This window comes from Pseudomonas huaxiensis, assembly GCF_003231275.1.
Taxonomy (GTDB): Bacteria; Pseudomonadota; Gammaproteobacteria; order Pseudomonadales; family Pseudomonadaceae; genus Aquipseudomonas; species Aquipseudomonas huaxiensis.
Genome location: NZ_QKVL01000008.1, coordinates 99,403 through 116,234 on the forward strand (window position 1 = coordinate 99,403; position 16,832 = coordinate 116,234).

Here is a 16,832-nt window from a genome sequence, read left to right on the forward strand (position 1 = left end):
AGATTTATGGCGCAACGGTCGCCGCCAACGCCTCCCGCAACCACTGGCTGAACGCCCGGGTCATCGCGCTTTTTTCGCTGTCCTGATGAATCAGGCACGCCCATGTCGCCCCGGCCACGCTGCGTTCGCTCAGCGGCTGCAGCAAGCCTTTTTCCCGCGCCCGCGCCGCCAGCAACTGGCTGACCAGGGCGATCCCGTGACCCTCGCAGGCGGCATCCAGCAGTAGCCCCGGATCGGAGAAGTTCAGGCCGTTGCCGCGTTGGCCGACATCCTCGCCACCCAATACCTGCCAGCGGCTCCAGTCCATGTTGCGCTCGCCATGCAGGGTGGTGCGCTGCGCAGGCGGCTGGTCGATCAGGTCGGGGTGGCAGGCCGGATACAGCCGGTCGTCGAACAGCGGCTGATAGCTGCATTCCACCTGCGGTTCGAGGTCATCGCGCAGGCTCAGGTCGATGGTCTGGGTGGCCATGTCCGGCGCTTCGAAGGTGGTGAACAGCCACAGATCCACCTCCGGGTGCTGGCGATGGAAGTCACCCAGACGCGGTAGCAGCCAGTGGCGAGCGAAGGCCGGCGTGGTGTTGACCACCAGTTGGTTGGGTTTGCGGTACTGCTCCAGGCGGCGGATACCCACCGACAGGTCCTGCAGCAGCGCCTGGGTGGTGCTGAGCAGGTCGTGGCCGGCATCGGTCAGGCTGACACTGCGGCCGGTGCGAAAGAACAGCGGTTGTTCGAGGAAGGTTTCCAGGCTGCGGATCTGCTGGCTGATCGCCGACTGGGTCAGGTGCAGTTCATCCGCAGCCTTGTGGAAGCTGCCGAGGCGGGCTGCGGCTTCGAAGCCGCGCAGGGCGTTCAATGGGGGCCAGTGTTTCAGCATTATCGATAAGTTCGGCTAATCAGTTGTGCGCTAAATCTATCGTTTGTTGCGCCGTAGTTGAAGCCATAGCATGAACCCCATTCCGCACTCAGCGGATTTCAGTCATAAAAAATACTTAACTGAAAGGTGAAAAACATGCTGTGCAATGGCGTTGGATCGAGCGGCTGGACGATGCCCGCAGAATGGGCTCCTCATGCGGCGACCTGGATGGTCTGGCCGCACAACCAGGCGCTGTGGGAAGGCATCTGGGGTGTGACCCTGGCCGATGTGCAGGCGGATTTCGCCCGGGTCGCCAATGCCATTGCCCGCTTCGAACCGGTGAAGCTGCTGGTTGACCCGAGTGGCCGGGCCAGCGCTGCCGATCTCTGCGGACCCAACGTCGAACTGATCGAACATGCGGTCAATGACAGTTGGTGCCGAGACTCCGGGCCAAGCTTCGTCTGCCACCCGAAACATGGCCTGGCCGGGGTCAGTTGGCGCTTCAATGCCTGGGGCGGCAAGTCGGCACATGACCTCGACGAAAGCCTGGCCCGCCGCGTGCTCAATCAGCTCGGCCTGGACTGTTTCGGCACGCCGCTGGCCAACGAAGGCGGTGCCATTCATGTCGATGGCGAAGGCACCCTGATCACCACCGAGTCGGTGCTGCTCAACCCCAACCGCAACCCGGGGGTGAGCAAGGCGGAGATGGAAGAGGTTTTCAGCCGCCTGCTGGGGATCACCAAGACCATCTGGCTGCCGGGCGATCCCGACTACGTCACTGGCGACATGACTGACGGTCATGTCGATGGCGTCTGCGCCTTTGCCCGCCCCGGCGTGCTGCTGGTAGACGCGACCCGCGAGCAGGATTCGGTGTACGCCGAAGTGGTGCGGGAAAACCGCCGTGCCCTGGAGCTGGCGCGGGATGCCAAAGGCCGCTCGTTCGAACTGATCGAACTGTATGAAGCCAGCGCCGCAGTGGACCCGTCCGCCGAAGTGTTCTGCGCCTCGTACACCAACTTCTACATCGCCAACGGCGCGATCATCATGCCGGCCTACGGCATCGACGCCGACCGCGAAGCCGCCCAGGTACTGGCCGCCGCGTTCCCGGGGCGCGAAGTGGTGCCGGTGCAGATCAACCACCTGGCCCACGGCGGCGGCGGGGTGCACTGCATTACCCAGCAGCAGCCGGCCTGGCCGGTAGCGGGGGTGAAACCATGAGCCTGTTGACGGTCGCCACCACTCAGATGCACTGCACCTGGAACCTCCAGGACAACCTCGACCGCGCCGAGCAACGGGTCCGCGAAGCCGCCGCGCAAGGCGCGCAGGTCATCCTGTTGCAGGAGCTGTTCGCCACGCCGTATTTCTGCATCGAGCAGGATCACAAGCACCTCGCCCTGGCCGAGGAGTACCGCGACAGCCGTGTGCTCCAGCGCTTCGCCGCGCTGGCCCGCGAGTTGGGGGTGGTGCTGCCGCTGAGCTGGTTCGAGAAGGCCGGCAACGCCTTCTTCAACTCGCTGAGCGTGGCCGACGCCGATGGCCGCCTGCTGGGGGTCTACCGCAAGACCCATATCCCCAACGCCGTCGGCTATCAGGAGAAGGAATATTTCAGCCCCGGCGATACCGGCTTCCGCGTGTGGGACACCGCCTTCGGCCGTCTCGGCGTGGGCATCTGCTGGGACCAGTGGTTCCCCGAAACCGCGCGTTGCCTGGCGCTGATGGGCGCCGAGGTGCTGCTGTTTCCCACCGCGATCGGTTCCGAGCCCGGCGCCGCAGCGCTGGACTCCCGTGACCACTGGCAGATGACCATGCGCGGCCACGCGGCGGCCAACTTGCTGCCGGTGGTGGCGGCCAACCGGGTCGGGCGTGAAGTGGCGACCGGCGACCCGGAACTGCACATGGATTTCTATGGCTCATCCTTTATCAGCGACCACAAAGGCAAGCTGCTGAGCGAAGCCGATCGCCAGACCTCCGGTGTCTGGGTGCAGACCCTCGACCTCGCCGCCATGCGCGACGAGCGGCTGACCTGGGGCATCTTCCGCGACCGTCGCCCGGAAATGTACGGCTCCTTGCTGGGCCTGGACGGCCGCCAGAACAGCGTCTGGGGTCAGGGAGGTGCGCGATGAATCGTCACTGGCTGTGCGCCGCATTCCTGGGCCTGGTGGTTGGCACTGCCCAGGCTGACGACCCGGGCAAGACCCTGCGCCTGTACAACTGGGCCGATTACTTTGCCGAAGACACCCTGTCGCGCTTCACCGCCGAAACCGGGATCAAGGTGATCTACGACGTGATGGACGGCAGCGAGGTGCTGGAGGCCAAGCTGATGACCGCCGGCAGTGGTTACGACCTGATCTTCCCCGGCGACACCGTGGCCGAACGGCTGATGCGCGCCGGCAGCCTGCAGGCCCTGGACGCTGCGCGGATCACCGCGCTGGCAGATATCGAACCGGGCCTGCAGCAACTGCGCAAGCACTATCCCCACTCTGCGGGCGCCACCGTGCCGTACACCTGGGGCACCATCGGCCTGACCTACAACGAGGAGATGGTCCGCCAGCGCCTCGCCGACGCGCCGGTGAACAGCCTCGACCTGCTGTTCAAGCCGGAGCTGGCGGCGAAGTTCGCCGACTGCGGGATTTCCATCATCGATTCGCCCGACGAAGTGCTGGCGGTGGTGCTCAACTACCTGGGCCGCGAGCCGCGCAGTGCCAAACCGGAAGACCTGGCCGCGGCCAGCGAGTTGTTGCTGAAGCTGCGGCCCTACATCCGCAAGTTCCAGTCGCAGCCGGTCACCGACCTGGTCAACGGCAACCTGTGCCTGTCCCTCGGCTACAGCGGCGACATGACCCAGGCCCAGCGCGCCGCCGATGCCGCCGGCAAGCCGGTGCGTTTCCAGTACCGCATCCCGCGCGAGGGCACCACGGTGTGGATGGACAACATGGCGATCCCGGTGGATGCCAAACACCCGGAATACGCCTACGCCTTCATCAACTTCGTCATGCGCCCGGAGAACATGGCGGCCATCAGCAACTTCACCGGCTACCCGACCTCCAGCGCCAAGGCGCGACCGCAGGTCGATCCGGCGATGCGCGACAACCCGGATATCTATCCTGATGAAGCGGGCTTCCAGCGCCTGATTCCCGGCAAGGACATCGCGCAGTCGGCGATGCGTGCACGGATGCGCACCTGGACCAAGTTCAAGACCGCCAGCGGCGGTTAGCCCCACGTACCCCCAACTCGAAGTGAGAGACAACGAAATGCCGACACGCCGCCAGTTCATCCGGCAGGTTTCCGTGGCCAGCAGCCTGGGCCTGATTGCCAGCAGCGGTTTGCTGCCGTTGCGGGCCTTTGCCGCAGGAGACGACGACTGGTTCATGCCCGACGAGGGCGAACGTCAGCGCCACGCCTTCATCGCCTTTGGTGCGCAGGAGGCGATCTGGGAAGATTTCACCGCCGATGTGCAGGCGGCCCTCGGCCGTATCGCCCGCGCCGTCGCCCGTTACCAGCCGGTGACCGTGCTCTGCCGTGAAGACGAGCGGGAACTGGCCGAGGAACTGTGTGGCAGCGACAACACCCGGTTCCTGGTCACCGAACTGGACGACATCTGGATGCGCGACATCGGCGCCAACTTCCTCACCACCGAGGAAGGAGGCCTGACCGCGCTGGACTTCAACTTCAACGGCTGGGGCAACAAACAACGCCATTCCAAGGACGCGCGGGTCGCCGCGTTACTGGCCGGGCAAAGCGGGGCGAGGCATCTGCGCAGCGAGCTGGTGGGCGAGGGCGGCGGGATCGAAGTGGACGGCCACGGCACCGGGATCATGACCGAGAGCTGCTGGGTCAACGGCAACCGCAACCCCGGCTGGAGCCGGGACGACGTGGAAGCGGAACTGAAAGCCTGTCTGGGCTTGCGCAAGATCATCTGGCTGCCGGGCATTCGCGGCAAGGACATCACCGATGCCCACGTGGATTTCTACGCCCGCTTCGTTAGCCCCGGCGTGGTGATCGCCAACCTCGATACCGATCCGCAGTCCTATGACCATGAGGTGACCCGCGCGCACCTGGAGATCCTGCGCAACGCGACGGATGCGGAGGGCCGCAAGCTCACCGTGCACACCGTGTCGCCACCGCTGAAACCGCGCAAGAGCCCGTTCAGCCGCAACAACCCGGATTTCGCTGCGGGCTACATCAACTACTTCGTCATCAACGGCGCGGTGATCGCGCCGCAGTTTGGGGATCGTGAGGCGGACAAGGCGGCGTTTGAATTGCTCTCGGGGCTGTACCCGGACCGGGACATCGTGCAGGTGGAGATCGACGCGATCGCGGCGGGTGGTGGGGGGATTCATTGTGTGACGCATCAGATGCCTTGGGTATAGATTGACCTATCGCGACGGTTCGGCGCCCCGACAAACTCGCTTCTACAGGTGCTGTAGGAGCGAGCTTGCTCGCGATGCGCTATCCACCTTGCTCCAGCAACCACTCCAGCAATACCCCCACCCGCGCCGGCAGCACCCGGCAAGGCGGATGCAGCAGGTAATAACCCAACGCCCCCGGCTGCGCAAAACCACCAAAAGGCGTCACCAGCAACCCCTCATCCAGATAACGCTGCACCAGACGCTGGCGCCCCATGGCGATGCCGGTGTGATGGATCGCGGCATTGGCGCAGAGGTCGGAACGGTCGAAGGTCATGCGCCGTTCCGGCAGGCAATGCGCCAGGTCGCGGGCCTCGGCCCAGCGGCGCCATTCGGCATCGAACGGCGCGTGTTCCCAGGCCAGCGCATCGTGCAGCAAGGTGCACTGGCGCAGGTTGTGCGGGGCGTCGTGCAACCGGTGTTCCTCGGCATAGCGCGGGCTGCACACCGGGGTGACGGCTTCGTCCATCAGGTGATGATTGACCAGCCCGGCCGTCTCGCCGCGGGCGTAGACCAGCGCGAGGTCGAGGTTCTGTGTGCGGAAGTCCACCGGGTCATTGCCGACCCGCACATCCAGGGCGATGCGCGGGTAACGGCGGTGGAAATCCGCCAGCCGCGGCACCAGCCAGTCATTGGCGATGGACGGGCGGGCATACAGCGCCAGCGGGCCGCTGAGGTCCGCGTCGCGGCTGTGCAGGGCGGTGTCCAGGGCTTCGATGGCGTCATCGAGGATGGCGAAGATCCGTTCGCCTTCAGCGGTCAGGCGGATGCGCCGGGCCAGGCGCTCGAACAGACGCAGTTCCAGCGCCTGTTCGAGGCGGGCGATGCGGTGGCTCACGGCGCTGGGGGTCAGGCACAGCTCCTCCGCCGCTAGGGCAAAGCTCAGGTGCCGGGCGGCGACGAGGAAGGTGTGCAGGTTGGCGAACTGGCTGCTGCCCAGTCGCGTCGCCAGCCGCGGCGGAAGGTTGAGCATCAGTGCGCGCCCAGGTACTGGCGGCCGGTGGCGAGGTAGGCGGCCATTTCGGCCTCCGGCACCATGCTGCCGCCCGTGCCCCAGACCAGGTGACTGGCGTTGGCCAGGTGGCGCCCGGTCAGGCCGAGGCGCTCGCGGTAACCCTGTTGCTCGTGCAGCACCCGCAGGATGCCCGGCACACCGGCCAGGGCCGAGGGTTCCAGGCGCCGGCCTTCGCTGGCGTCCAGTTGCGCCAGCAGACGGTAGAGGTTTTCGTCGCTGACGGTGTAGTAGCCGTCGATCAGGCGCTGCAGGGCCCGGCCGACGAAGCCCGATGGGCGACCCACTGCCAGGCCGTCGGCGGCGGTGACGTTGTCGATGCCGAAGTCGTATACCGAAACCGCGTCATGCAGTCCGGTGTAGACCCCCAGCAGCATGCACGGCGAATGGGTCGGTTCGGCGAACAGGCAGTGCACGGCGTCGCCGAACACCTGCTTGAGACCGAACGCCACGCCGCCAGGACCACCGCCAACCCCGCACGGCAGGTAGACGAACAACGGATGCTCGGCATCGACGCGGATCCCGGCCTGTTGCAGTTGCCCCTGCAGGCGCAGGGCGGCCACGGCATAGCCGAGGAAAAGCTGATGGGAGTTCTCGTCATCGACGAAGTGGCAATACGGATCGCCCTCGGCCTGGCGGCGACCCTCAGCGACGGCGACGCTGTAGTCGGTCGGGTACTCCACCACCGTCACGCCGTGGGCGCGCAGTTTGTCCTTCTTCCACTGCCTGGCGTCGGCGGACATGTGCACCGTGGCCTGGAAGCCCAGCCGCGCACTGATGATGCCGATCGACAGACCGAGGTTGCCGGTGGAGCCTACGGCGATGCGGTACTGACCGAAGAACGCCCGAGCGGCGTCGCTGTCGAGCGCCGCGTAGTCGTCGCCCGGCTGCAGGAAGCCGGCCTCCAGGGCCAGGCGCTCGGCGTGGGCCAGCACCTCGTAGATGCCGCCGCGGGCCTTGATCGAGCCGGAGATCGGCAGTTCGTTATCGGCTTTCAGCCAGAGTTGGCCCTGGTCGGCACCCAGCAGTTTCTGCAGGGCGGGCAGGGGATGCAGAGGAGACTCGATCAGGCCGCCGGCTTCGCGGGTCTGCGGGAAGGCGGACTGGATAAAGGGCGCGAAACGTTGCAGACGTGCGCTGGCGTCATCCATGTCGGCGCGGGTCAGCGGCACATCGCCCAGCGCTTCGGCGCACGGGGCGATGGCGGGGTTTAACCAGGTGCTTTCCTTGAGGGCGACGAGGTCGGCAAGCAAGGGGTGAGCGTTGCACCAGTCTTGAGCGGTTTTTTCCAGGGGCATCGGTGTAAGGCCTCATCTTTGGGGCAGGCGCGGAACCTTGTGGGAGCCGGTCTTGCCGGCGATGAGGCCGGCCGGAACAACGCTGTTGCCAGATCGGGTGCTATCCCACGGTGGTTGCCATTTAGCGCCAGTGCACCGCCAGACAACAAGGGATATCCCGGCAGCGGACAGGTGATTTCACATCATCTGTCCGCCACATAATCACTCTCAGGCCAGCTCCGCCTTCGGCACCGGCGTCGAGCGCGGAGCGCACAGCGGTTTCACCCGCGAGCCGTTGTACTGGCCGTGGCGGAACAGCTTCCAACGCCCGAACAGCCCGTACACATGCACCACGCGCCCTTGTTCGTGGTAACCCATGCGCAGGTGCAGCTTGAGCGCTGGCACATTGTGGGTTTCCACCACATCCACCACCCGGGTGCAGCCCTTGGCCAGCAGCGCGTTCCACAGGTTGACCTGGGCGTCCACCGACAGCCGGCTGCCAAAGAAGGCGGGGATCATTTCGCCGCCGAATTCGAAGAAATCCCCCGGCGCCACGGGGAAGGTGCAGCCGTAGTAATGCCGGTCGTGGTAGTCGCGGGTGCTGGCCCAGATAAATGCCACCGCGTCGCCGGCTTCGTCCAGGTACATATGTCCGGTATGGCCCTCGCGGGCCAGTTCGCGCATGGTTTCCACCCGGTCGCCGAAATGACGGGCAAAGGCGTCGGCGTTGGCTTCAGTGATCAGGGCAAGGCTTACCGGCGGGTGGTCTTTGAGGTTGTGCGGGCCGACCGGGGTGGTCAGGTCGCGTTCCATCCATAACAACTCCCAGTGGAAAAACACGTAGCGTTGCCAGAGGGTGGCGAAAGTCCGGCGCAGGCCTTTTCGTTTGATTCGATCGTGGATTTCGTTGAGTGCACGCATGTTGCCTCCTGCCCGGATTCGGGCGACTCGGGTGTATCGATGCGGGCGATGGCGGCGTGCTTGGATGTCAGCGTTGGCGGTGGCCCGGCAAGGGAACGCGGCGAAGATGAAACTTTTTTCATGGTATAGCGCAGCGTTTTGCCATCGTGTCAAAAAGCCAACGGTGTAGTTGTTTCAAATTGTGTAATTTATGATTTATCGCTCTATTTTGCGGGTTTCGTCCAGGCTACAGATGGTCGGAAAACGATGGTGGTTTTTTGACGGTAATCTGGCGCCGGTTTTTCTCTGCCGCTGGCGAAGCGTCGTGCAAGCGTTTGCGACGCGGGTTCGGCTCACGTAGACTGCGGCCTATTCACTTTTCCTTACAAAGCCCGCTTGGCACACCCGAACCACCGGTTCATGGGTGCTTTTGTCACGTCCGTGTTTTGCCCAGCCTTCAGGAGCCCCAGGCACCGCATGAATAGCCCCGTTGAACCCCGTACCGGCAGTTGGCTCAGCGTTTTCGCGCTGGCCTTGGGTGCCTTTATTTTCAATACCACCGAGTTTGTCCCGGTGGCGCTGCTGAGCGATATCGGCCGTAGTTTCGACATGCCCAGCGCCCAGGTCGGGCTGATGCTCACGGTGTATGCCTGGGTGGTGTCGCTGACGTCGCTGCCGATGATGCTGCTGACCCGCAATATCGAGCGCCGCCGGCTGCTGGGCTTCCTCTTTGTGTTGTTCATCCTCAGCCATGTGATGTCGGGGCTGGCCACCAGTTTCGGCCTGTTGCTGGTCAGCCGGGTGGGGATTGCCCTGGCGCATGCGGTGTTCTGGTCGATCACCGCATCGCTGGCAGTGCGCGTAGCGCCGCCGGGCCAGCAGGCCAAGGCGCTGGGGCTGCTGGCTACGGGCACCACACTGGCGATGGTATTGGGGATTCCGCTGGGGCGGGTGGTCGGGGAGGCGCTGGGCTGGCGCACGACGTTCTTTGGTATCGCCGGGGTGGCGGTGCTGACCCTGCTCTGGCTGCTGCGCTCGTTGCCGCTGCTGCCGAGCCAGAACTCCGGCTCGTTGCGCAGCCTGCCGGTGTTGCTCAAACGTCCGGCGCTGTTGTCGGTGTATGCGCTGGTGGTGCTGGTGATCACCGCGCAGTTCACCGCCTACAGCTATATCGAGCCGTTTACCCAGCAGGTGGCGGGCATGAGTGGCGAGATGACCACCATTCTGCTGCTGGTGTTCGGCGGCGCCGGTGTGTTCGGCTCGATCCTGTTCAGCCATTTCAGCGAACGGTTCCCCCACAGCTTCCTGATCGCCTCGATCGCTGCGCTGGGTTTCTGCCTGCTGATGCTGCTGCCGCTGGCCGGCGTGCCGTGGCTGTTGTGCGCGATGAGTGCGCTGTGGGGCATGGGCATCATGTGCTTCAGCCTGGCGTTGCAGTCGAAAGTGCTGAAGTTGGCGTCGGATGCCACCGACGTGGCCATGGCGATGTTCTCCGGCCTGTTCAACGTCGGTATCGGCGGCGGCGCGCTGCTGGGCAGCATTGTCGCGACCCACCTCGCCCTCGGCGATATCGGCCTGGTCGGCGGCGCGCTGGCGGTGGCCGGGCTGCTGCTGTGCCTGTATGCCACCCGGCGTTATTTCGTCGTGGCGGGCGCGCCGGCTCAGCAGGGCCTGAGCGAGCGCTCGGCGAAGTAACGCTCCAGCACTGCGGTGGACGATGACGTCTCGGCCAGCGCCACGTAGCTGTCCGGACGCAACAGGTACAGCGCGTTGCGCGCCAGCCCGGCAGCTTCATGCGCCGGGCTCCAGGCGAACACCTGCAGGGGAATCTGCCGCGCCGCGCACCAGCCCACCAGGTCCTTGCTGGCCAGTCCGTAGACGTGCACCTGCCAGCATGGCCGCCGCAGTTCGGCGAAGTTGTCTCCCGTCTCGTTACTTACCCAGGGCATGCGGTCGCCGCCATGCACATGGCCGGCGCTGCCGAAGCTCAGCGGCATCAGCCGGTAGTTCAGGCCGATCTGCGAGACGGTGCGGAACATGAAATTGCGCACCGTACCCATGGCGGTCAGCCGCGACAGCAGCGCCGGCGCGACGCGGGTGCGCAACAGCCTGGCCAGGCGGTTGTCGGCGGTGATGAAGTTGAAGACCTGGTCGGTGGTCGCCACCAGCCGTTCGGCGAAGGCCTTGCGCTCGATCTCGTAGCTCGCCAGTAATTCCTCGCTGGCCTTGCCGTGCAGCACGCTGGCCAGTTTCCAGGCCAGGTTGATGGCGTCGCCAATGCCGGTGTTCATGCCCTGGCCGCCGGCCGGGCTGTGCACGTGGGCGGCATCGCCGAGCAGAAAGGCGTTGTGGCGGCGGAACTGTTGGGCGACGCGGTGATGGACGCGGTAGGTGGAGAACCAGTTGACCTGCTCGACCGTGACTTGCATGTGCTCGATGGCGCGGCGGCTGATGTCTTCGAAGCGCAGGGCTTCAGGGTGTTCGGCGCGCTCGTCGCGCACTGTGCCGATCAACCGCGCGCGACCGTCGCCGGCCAGCGGGAACACCGCCAGAAAGTCCGCTTCGTCCAGGTCCACATGCAGCTCGCCATTGATCGCCGGCCCCGACGCCTGCACATCGGCGACATAGAACACCTGCTGGTAGGTGCCGCCGGGAAAGCCGATGCCCAGCGCCTTGCGCACTGCCGAACGGGCGCCGTCGCAGCCGCCCAGATAACGTGCCTCACAGTCCTCTTCACTGCCGTCGGCCCGGCGCAGGCGGGCCTGGACCCGCTGCTCATCCTGGCTGACCGCAAGCAATTCGGTCTGCCATTGCACCTCTACGCCAAAGCTCTGCAGACGCTCGATCAGCAGGCGTTCATGTTCGTCCTGGGGGAAGATTTCGAGGAAGGGATAGGGCGTCTGGCCGGCGCCGATGTCCTGCAAGGACAGGCGGGTAGCCTGCCGGCCCTTGACCCAGAGGTTGGCGGCCGGGACTTGATGGCCGCGTTCGACCACCGTGTCGGCGAGGTCGAGTTGGCGGTACAGCTCCAGGGTCCGCGCCTGCACCGCCAGTGCACGGGAGGTGGTGCCGGGTCCGTTGGCCTGATCGATGATGCGGATGCTCACGCCCAGCTTGCTCAACCACAAGGCCAATGCCAGCCCGGTTGGACCGGCACCGATGATCAGGACTTCAGTGCTGCTCATGCCACACCCTCCGCGCTGGGATCGTCAGCTCAGTGTAGAGGGGCGGTGGGAATGTGCTGTTGCGATGCAGTTGTGATGCTTTGTGAGGGGAAGGAAACGACGCGATCAGGCTGGCGCGGGTGCCTCGCCGTCACCGCCGAAGCTGTCGAGCAGAAAACGTTGCACGGTCGAGAGGATTTCCAGGGACAGTGCCTCGTCGGCCACGCCGCGGGCCAGCCCCAGGGCGCCAACCATCGCGCTGAAGGCGACGATCGCTTGCGCGCGCTTTTCGCTGTCCTGGGTATCGCCCAGCAGGGCGGCGATGCCGCTGAAATTCGCCCGCAGCTTGCGCGTGTACAGCTCGCGCGCCTCGCCTTGCACCCGGCCGATATCGCTGACCAGTGCGCCAACCGCACAACCCGTGCCGACGCCGTCGCGGTGTTCGGGGCTCAGGTATTCGTCGACCAGGCTGGTGAAGTCCGCCCGATGGCTGCGTTGCGGGTCTTCCGAGCGCTGGAACGCTGCGGTCAGCGCCTCGGCCACCAGTTGATCGCGGGATTCGAAGTGCTTGTAGAAGCCGCCGTGGGTGAGGCCGGCTTCCTTCATCAGGTTGGAGATGCTCAGGCCGTCGATCCCCAGCTCGCAGAAGCGTTCGGCCGCGATGCTGACGATGCGGTCATGGGTGGTCTGTTTGCTGGCTTGGGAATGGCCCATTGTCGCTGTCCTTCAAGCGTGATCCGGGGGCGGGATGATAACACCCGTCCCCGGCGCCCGGCTTACCTCACCAGGTCTCGCCGTATGGGCGGACTTCGGTCAGGAAGGACCAGGCACTGCGCGGTTGCTGGATGAGGTGGCCGACTTCGGCGGCGATGTCCGCCGGCTGGATGAAGAAACTGTCCGGCGCGGTGGGGTGCAGCTTGCGCGTCCAGGCCACGTCGATCACCGCGTCGATGACCAGATAAGCGACGTGCACGCCCTTGGGGCCCAGCTCGCGGGCAATCGATTCGCTGAGAATGCGCTGCGCCGCCTTGGTCGGGGCGAAGCCGGCGAAGTGGCCTTTGCCGCGCAGCGCCGAGGTGTTGCCGGTGATGATGATCGCGCCCTGGCCTTTCTCGACCATGGCTGGCGAGAGCTTGCGGGCAAGGTGCAGCAGCGCGAGGACGTTGGTCTGGAAATTGACCTCGAGCGCCTGCGGATCGATCTCCATGAAGGTGCCGAAGGTGGCGCCCACGGCGTTGTGTACCAGCACATCGGCGTGGCCGAGGCGGGCTTCGATCTGCTCCAGGGTCCGCTCCAGTTGCGGGATGTCGGTCACGTCGAGGGGGAAGGCGTGGGTGTCCGGCAGCTCACGGGCGAGGTCGTCGAGGCGCTGGGCGTCGCGGGCGATCATCGCCACCTGGTAACCGTCCGCCACCAGGCGGCGCACGATGGAAGCGCCGGTGCCTGGGCCGACGCCGGTGACGATTGCGGTTTTCTTCGTGGTCATGATCAAGCTCCTGTTGCCTGTTGGAGGGCGGCGCGAACGAACTCTAGGCGGTCGTTGCCGAAAAACATTTCGTCATCACAGAAAAACGTGGGCACCCCGAATACGCCGCGTTGCGCGGCGGCGTCATCGTTGGCGGCTAATTGTTCGCGGATCGCGGCGCTGTCGGCGCGCTGCCAGATATCCGCGTCCACGCCCAGGGCACGGAGGAAATCGGTGCGGCCCTGGGCGCTTGCCAGATCGTCGTTGCCGGCCCACACGGCCTTGAACAACGCCGGGTGCAGCACATCGAATACCCCGGTTTCGCTGGCGGCGAGCGCGGCCCGAACCAGCAGCGCGCCGTCGAACTGGCCGTCACGCATCGCCTGGAACAGCGCGCCGTTGGGCGCGAACGGCACCTGATACAGCGCCGCCCAGCGCCCGGCATCGACGCCCGAATAACGGGCTTTCGGCGGGCAGGCAGGGGAAGGCTGGTTATTGACCTGTTTCATCACGGCGAGGATATCGACGGGGAAGTAGCTGACCGGGTGATTCAGGCCCGGCAGGCGGGTGTTGGCGAGGTACGCGTAGGGACTGCGGTAATCGAAGACAGACTGGAGATTCATGGATCTCTTCCTGTGCAGGTGGGGGAGTGTTGCTGGATGTGGATGTTAGTTGTCATCCTGAGTGGATGTCAATCGACATCCAGATGGGCGAGGGTATTGGTGATGTGGGGCGGGGGCTTATCGGGAGTTTTTCAGCGCTCTGAAGATCGAGCGCCGCTTGCGCGGCGCATCGCCTGGCGCGAAACCCTGTGGGAGGCGGTCTTGCCGGTGATGAGGTCGGCCGGAGCAACGCTGTTGTTGGGCGGGCGCTATGGCTGCATGGTATCTACACATCTTTCGGTCATGTGGTGGTTGGAAGGCGCTTGTGAAAAAGACCGAGTAGTGGCGACTAGGCGCATGCCAGAAGTTTTCTAGTGCTCTCAAGATCGAGCGCCGCCCGCGCGGCGCATCGCGACGGTTCGGCGCCCCGAAAAGCTCGCTCCTACATTTTTTGCAACGCGCCTATGTCTGTCAGGCCATAGTTGAACGCCTTGTTTGTACGACGCGGTATCGAGTCGGCTTCAACAGCTTCCTCGCGACTCATCGCCAAGCGCCAAGGGCAGGCAACACCTCTCTGTCAGGCCATGGCACGTTGCAACCGATGTAGGAGCGAGCTTGTCGGGGCGCCGAACCGTCGCGATGCGCCGCGCGGGCGGCGCTCGGTCTTGAGAGCGATAGAGAACTTCCGGCATGCGCCTGGTGGCCATGACCAGATACCCGCTTCTATCCCGGAAACAGGAACGGACTCACGCCACTACGCCCAAACCCTTCACGTTCCACCTCGGCATCCAGCCCCAGCGAAGCCAGGTCGTCGGCGAGCACTTCAAGGTCTTTGTCATGCTCCGGGTAGAACACTTTCAGGTAGCTCTGGCATTCACCGCAGCTCTCGGCCTTGACCGGTGCTTTCTCGGTGTCCAGCGACCAGTAGTCCAGCGCGCCGGTCGCTTCGCAGTTGCTGCATTTGAGCCGGACCATATGCCAGCGGCTTTCGCACAAGCCGCAGTGCAGGTAGCGCAGCCCGGACCGGGCTCCGGTGAGGATGCTGCTGGCAACCGGCGCGCTGGCGCACACGGGGCAGTGCTGGCGCTGTTCGCCATGGGCCTTGCCGCTGGCCGGCAAATGCGCGGCCATCTGGCTGAAGTACAGCGACAGCGCGCTCCAGAGGAACAACGCCTGGCCGCTGTCGACTTGCTCGTAGTCGCCGGCGAGCAACGCATCGGCGGCGGCTTCCAGGCTCAGCGCATTCTGTTGCAGCAGACCTTGCAGGGTCGGATGCTCCAGGTGCTCGCCCAGTTGCCGCAGCGCGGCCAGCCAGTAAGCATCCCGCGGGAAGGTGGTGCACTCCAGCGGCGGATGGTCCTGACCAAGCCGCTCGGGCAGGGCGTCGATCAGCGCGGGGGGCAGCGGCAACGTGTCCAGCACGCGCTGCTGCGCCTCCACCAGCCCGGCAACGAAGCTCAGGTAGTCGGCCATCGGGTGGCCTTCAGCCAACTGGCGCAGGCGCGCGGCCCGTGCGGTGTAGCGCTCGGCGTTGAGCGGCAGGAACACCGGCGGGATTTCGCCCACCGCGGCCTTGACCGGTTCCACCGGGGTCATCTGGATACTGCTCATGGGTTTTTCCCGCTTCCGCTCTGCTTGTTGCTGATCTGCCGATACCAGCGGTCATGGTGGGTTTTTGCCCAGCGATGGGACACGTAGCCGGTGACCATGCCGCGGATCGAGCCCTTGACCCAGAACGCCAGGTACGCGTGGCCGATCACCAGCAGGATCAAACCGATGCCGGCCAGGGCGTGCACCAGCAGGCCGATGCGGATGGTCGGGATGGAGAACAGTGGCGCGAAATACGGCCGCCAGATCACCAGGCCGCTGAGCAGCAACAGGCTGATCAGCCCCATGATTCCCCAGAACAGCACTTTCTGACCGGCGTTGTACTTACCGATCTGCAGCGCCGGCTCATGCTTGCCGGACAGCACCTGCGGCAGGTTCTTGAACCAGATACGGTCTTCGGCCTCGGGCAGGTTGTAGCGCACGAAACGCACGAACAGGAACATCAGCAGCACGAACACCACCACGCCGAAAAACGGGTGGAGGATGCGCGCCATCTGCGGCGTGCCGAACACCGCGTTGAGGCCGTTGAGCGACGGGAAGAACCACGACAGCCCGGACAGCGCCACGGTGAAGAAACAGATCACCATCAGCCAGTGACTCGCGCGTTCGATGAAGCGCGTGCGCAGGATCAGTTTGTCCTTGTTCATGCGTGGGTCTCCTCGTCGTGTGTTTCGTCCTCGTCCACTTCATTGGGCCCCACGCCGACATAGTGGAAGATGGTCCCGGCCAGGGTGGCGAAGAAGGCCGCTGCCGCCACGGGTTTGAGCCAGCCTTTCCAGCCTTGCACCGCGCCGCTGATGCGCGGGTCGGTGGGCAGCTTGTGGTACAGGTGCGGTTTGTCGGCGTGTTGCAGCACGTACATGACATGGGTGCCGCCGACGCCTTGCGGGTCATACAGGCCGGCCCCGGCGAAGCCACGACCGTGCAATTCCTCGACGCGCTCGGCGGCCAGGTGCTTCATGTCGTCCTTGCTGCCGAAGTTGATCGCACCGGTGGGGCAGGTCTTGACGCAGGCCGGCTCCTGGCCGACCGACACGCGGTCCACGCACAGGGTGCACTTGTAGGCCTTGTTGTCTTTCTTGTTGATCCGCGGCACGTCGAACGGGCAGCCGGCGATGCAGTAGCCGCAGCCGATGCAGTGCTCGGACTGGAAGTCGACGATGCCGTTGGCGTACTGGATGATCGCCCCCGGTTGCGGGCAGGCTTTCAGGCAGCCGGGGTCGGCGCAGTGCATGCAGCCGTCCTTGCGAATCAGCCATTCGAGCTTGCCGCTTTCGCTCTCGACTTCGTCGAAGCGCATCAGCGTCCAGGTTTCCGCCGTCAGGTCGGCGGGGTTGTCGTAGACGCCGACGTTGTGGCCAACCTCGTCACGCAGGTCGTTCCACTCGTTGCATGCGACCTGGCAGGCCTTGCAGCCGATGCAGATGCTCACGTCGATCAGCTTGGCCACTTCGGCCTGGTGACTGCGTGCCTGGGGCGGCGGCGTCAGCGCGCTGGTGGCGGAGCGCTTGATGATGTCCTGGGACTGGTATGACATGAGTGCTC

16 protein-coding genes are annotated in these 16,832 nt (G+C 65.1%); 5 read left to right on the forward strand and 11 right to left on the reverse strand.

What is annotated here, in order from left to right; all coding sequences use genetic code 11:
* Window positions 1–4 precede the first annotated feature (4 nt).
* A complete protein-coding gene (locus DM374_RS12160; RefSeq protein ID WP_110970023.1) occupies window positions 5–874 on the reverse strand; it encodes a LysR substrate-binding domain-containing protein in 870 nt (289 codons plus the stop codon).
* A 135-nt stretch (window positions 875–1,009) separates the two neighbouring features.
* Here DM374_RS12160 and DM374_RS12165 point away from each other — a divergent pair, with 135 nt between their 5' ends.
* From DM374_RS12165 to DM374_RS12180, 4 genes are read left to right on the forward strand one after another with little or no spacing between them, the layout of a single operon-like run.
* On the forward strand, window positions 1,010–2,071 hold the full coding sequence (locus DM374_RS12165; RefSeq protein WP_110970024.1) for an agmatine deiminase family protein: 1,062 nt from the start codon (window positions 1,010–1,012) through the stop codon (window positions 2,069–2,071).
* Window positions 2,068–2,976 carry an N-carbamoylputrescine amidase gene (gene aguB / locus DM374_RS12170; RefSeq protein ID WP_110970025.1) on the forward strand — a complete coding sequence of 303 codons (909 nt, stop codon included), beginning with the start codon at window positions 2,068–2,070 and terminating at the stop codon, window positions 2,974–2,976. The genes DM374_RS12165 and aguB overlap by 4 nt, the downstream gene beginning before the upstream one ends.
* A complete protein-coding gene (locus DM374_RS12175; RefSeq protein WP_110970026.1) occupies window positions 2,973–4,067 on the forward strand; it encodes an extracellular solute-binding protein in 1,095 nt (364 codons plus the stop codon). The genes aguB and DM374_RS12175 overlap by 4 nt, the downstream gene beginning before the upstream one ends.
* A gap of 37 nt (window positions 4,068–4,104) precedes the next feature.
* Window positions 4,105–5,223 (forward strand): agmatine deiminase family protein, encoded by a 1,119-nt coding sequence (locus tag DM374_RS12180; RefSeq protein ID WP_110970027.1) that lies wholly within the window; start codon window positions 4,105–4,107, stop codon window positions 5,221–5,223.
* Between the two features lie 79 nt (window positions 5,224–5,302).
* Here the strand turns inward: DM374_RS12180 and dsdC are convergent, their stop codons facing one another.
* The 3 genes from dsdC to DM374_RS12195 form a co-directional block, all read right to left on the reverse strand.
* A complete protein-coding gene (gene dsdC / locus DM374_RS12185) occupies window positions 5,303–6,232 on the reverse strand; it encodes a DNA-binding transcriptional regulator DsdC (protein ID WP_110970028.1) in 930 nt (309 codons plus the stop codon).
* The gene (gene dsdA / locus DM374_RS12190; protein WP_110970029.1) at window positions 6,232–7,569 is read right to left on the reverse strand and encodes a D-serine ammonia-lyase; all 1,338 of its coding nucleotides are present in this window, start codon (window positions 7,567–7,569) and stop codon (window positions 6,232–6,234) included. Before dsdA ends, dsdC begins: the two co-directional genes overlap by 1 nt.
* 207 nt (window positions 7,570–7,776) lie before the next feature.
* Window positions 7,777–8,469: a GNAT family N-acetyltransferase gene (locus tag DM374_RS12195; protein ID WP_110970030.1), complete on the reverse strand. Its 693-nt coding sequence runs from the start codon at window positions 8,467–8,469 to the stop codon at window positions 7,777–7,779.
* A 456-nt stretch (window positions 8,470–8,925) separates the two neighbouring features.
* On the opposite strand from DM374_RS12195, the gene DM374_RS12200 reads away from it, so the two are divergent.
* Window positions 8,926–10,143 (forward strand): sugar transporter, encoded by a 1,218-nt coding sequence (locus DM374_RS12200; protein ID WP_110970031.1) that lies wholly within the window; start codon window positions 8,926–8,928, stop codon window positions 10,141–10,143.
* Here the strand turns inward: DM374_RS12200 and DM374_RS12205 are convergent.
* From DM374_RS12205 to fdxH, 7 genes are all read right to left on the reverse strand, one after another.
* Window positions 10,110–11,633, reverse strand: coding sequence for an FAD-dependent monooxygenase (locus tag DM374_RS12205; RefSeq protein WP_110970032.1), 1,524 nt, complete (start codon window positions 11,631–11,633; stop codon window positions 10,110–10,112). The two genes, DM374_RS12200 and DM374_RS12205, sit on opposite strands and share 34 nt — an antisense overlap.
* 105 nt (window positions 11,634–11,738) lie before the next feature.
* Complete coding sequence (locus DM374_RS12210; RefSeq protein ID WP_110970033.1) at window positions 11,739–12,326, reverse strand: TetR/AcrR family transcriptional regulator; 588 nt, start codon at window positions 12,324–12,326, stop codon at window positions 11,739–11,741.
* 67 nt (window positions 12,327–12,393) lie between these two features.
* The gene (locus DM374_RS12215; protein WP_110970034.1) at window positions 12,394–13,098 is read right to left on the reverse strand and encodes an SDR family NAD(P)-dependent oxidoreductase; all 705 of its coding nucleotides are present in this window, start codon (window positions 13,096–13,098) and stop codon (window positions 12,394–12,396) included.
* Between the two features lie 2 nt (window positions 13,099–13,100).
* Window positions 13,101–13,700: a 2-hydroxychromene-2-carboxylate isomerase gene (locus tag DM374_RS12220; protein WP_110970035.1), complete on the reverse strand. Its 600-nt coding sequence runs from the start codon at window positions 13,698–13,700 to the stop codon at window positions 13,101–13,103.
* Between the two features lie 702 nt (window positions 13,701–14,402).
* A complete protein-coding gene (gene fdhE / locus DM374_RS12225; RefSeq protein WP_110970036.1) occupies window positions 14,403–15,290 on the reverse strand; it encodes a formate dehydrogenase accessory protein FdhE in 888 nt (295 codons plus the stop codon).
* Window positions 15,287–15,934, reverse strand: a complete 648-nt coding sequence (locus DM374_RS12230; protein ID WP_110970037.1) for a formate dehydrogenase subunit gamma — start codon at window positions 15,932–15,934, stop codon at window positions 15,287–15,289. Before DM374_RS12230 ends, fdhE begins: the two co-directional genes overlap by 4 nt.
* Window positions 15,931–16,824: a formate dehydrogenase subunit beta gene (gene fdxH / locus DM374_RS12235; protein ID WP_110970038.1), complete on the reverse strand. Its 894-nt coding sequence runs from the start codon at window positions 16,822–16,824 to the stop codon at window positions 15,931–15,933. Before fdxH ends, DM374_RS12230 begins: the two co-directional genes overlap by 4 nt.
* Between the last annotated feature and the right edge of the window lie 8 nt (window positions 16,825–16,832).

Bases quoted from the DNA above. Each gene is read 5' to 3' on its own strand.
- DM374_RS12210 (WP_110970033.1), bottom strand. From the start codon at position 12,326: ATGGGCCATTCCCAAGCCAGCAAACAGACCACCCATGACCGCATCGTC.
- DM374_RS12195 (WP_110970030.1), bottom strand. From the start codon at position 8,469: ATGCGTGCACTCAACGAAATCCACGATCGAATCAAACGAAAAGGCCTG.
- DM374_RS12165 (WP_110970024.1), top strand. From the start codon at position 1,010: ATGCTGTGCAATGGCGTTGGATCGAGCGGCTGGACGATGCCCGCAGAA.
- DM374_RS12220 (WP_110970035.1), bottom strand. From the start codon at position 13,700: ATGAATCTCCAGTCTGTCTTCGATTACCGCAGTCCCTACGCGTACCTC.
- fdhE (WP_110970036.1), bottom strand. From the start codon at position 15,290: ATGAGCAGTATCCAGATGACCCCGGTGGAACCGGTCAAGGCCGCGGTG.
- DM374_RS12175 (WP_110970026.1), top strand. From the start codon at position 2,973: ATGAATCGTCACTGGCTGTGCGCCGCATTCCTGGGCCTGGTGGTTGGC.
- DM374_RS12230 (WP_110970037.1), bottom strand. From the start codon at position 15,934: ATGAACAAGGACAAACTGATCCTGCGCACGCGCTTCATCGAACGCGCG.
- dsdA (WP_110970029.1), bottom strand. From the start codon at position 7,569: ATGCCCCTGGAAAAAACCGCTCAAGACTGGTGCAACGCTCACCCCTTG.
- DM374_RS12205 (WP_110970032.1), bottom strand. From the start codon at position 11,633: ATGAGCAGCACTGAAGTCCTGATCATCGGTGCCGGTCCAACCGGGCTG.
- DM374_RS12215 (WP_110970034.1), bottom strand. From the start codon at position 13,098: ATGACCACGAAGAAAACCGCAATCGTCACCGGCGTCGGCCCAGGCACC.
- DM374_RS12200 (WP_110970031.1), top strand. From the start codon at position 8,926: ATGAATAGCCCCGTTGAACCCCGTACCGGCAGTTGGCTCAGCGTTTTC.
- DM374_RS12180 (WP_110970027.1), top strand. From the start codon at position 4,105: ATGCCGACACGCCGCCAGTTCATCCGGCAGGTTTCCGTGGCCAGCAGC.
- DM374_RS12160 (WP_110970023.1), bottom strand. From the start codon at position 874: ATGCTGAAACACTGGCCCCCATTGAACGCCCTGCGCGGCTTCGAAGCC.
- aguB (WP_110970025.1), top strand. From the start codon at position 2,068: ATGAGCCTGTTGACGGTCGCCACCACTCAGATGCACTGCACCTGGAAC.
- fdxH (WP_110970038.1), bottom strand. From the start codon at position 16,824: ATGTCATACCAGTCCCAGGACATCATCAAGCGCTCCGCCACCAGCGCG.
- dsdC (WP_110970028.1), bottom strand. From the start codon at position 6,232: ATGCTCAACCTTCCGCCGCGGCTGGCGACGCGACTGGGCAGCAGCCAG.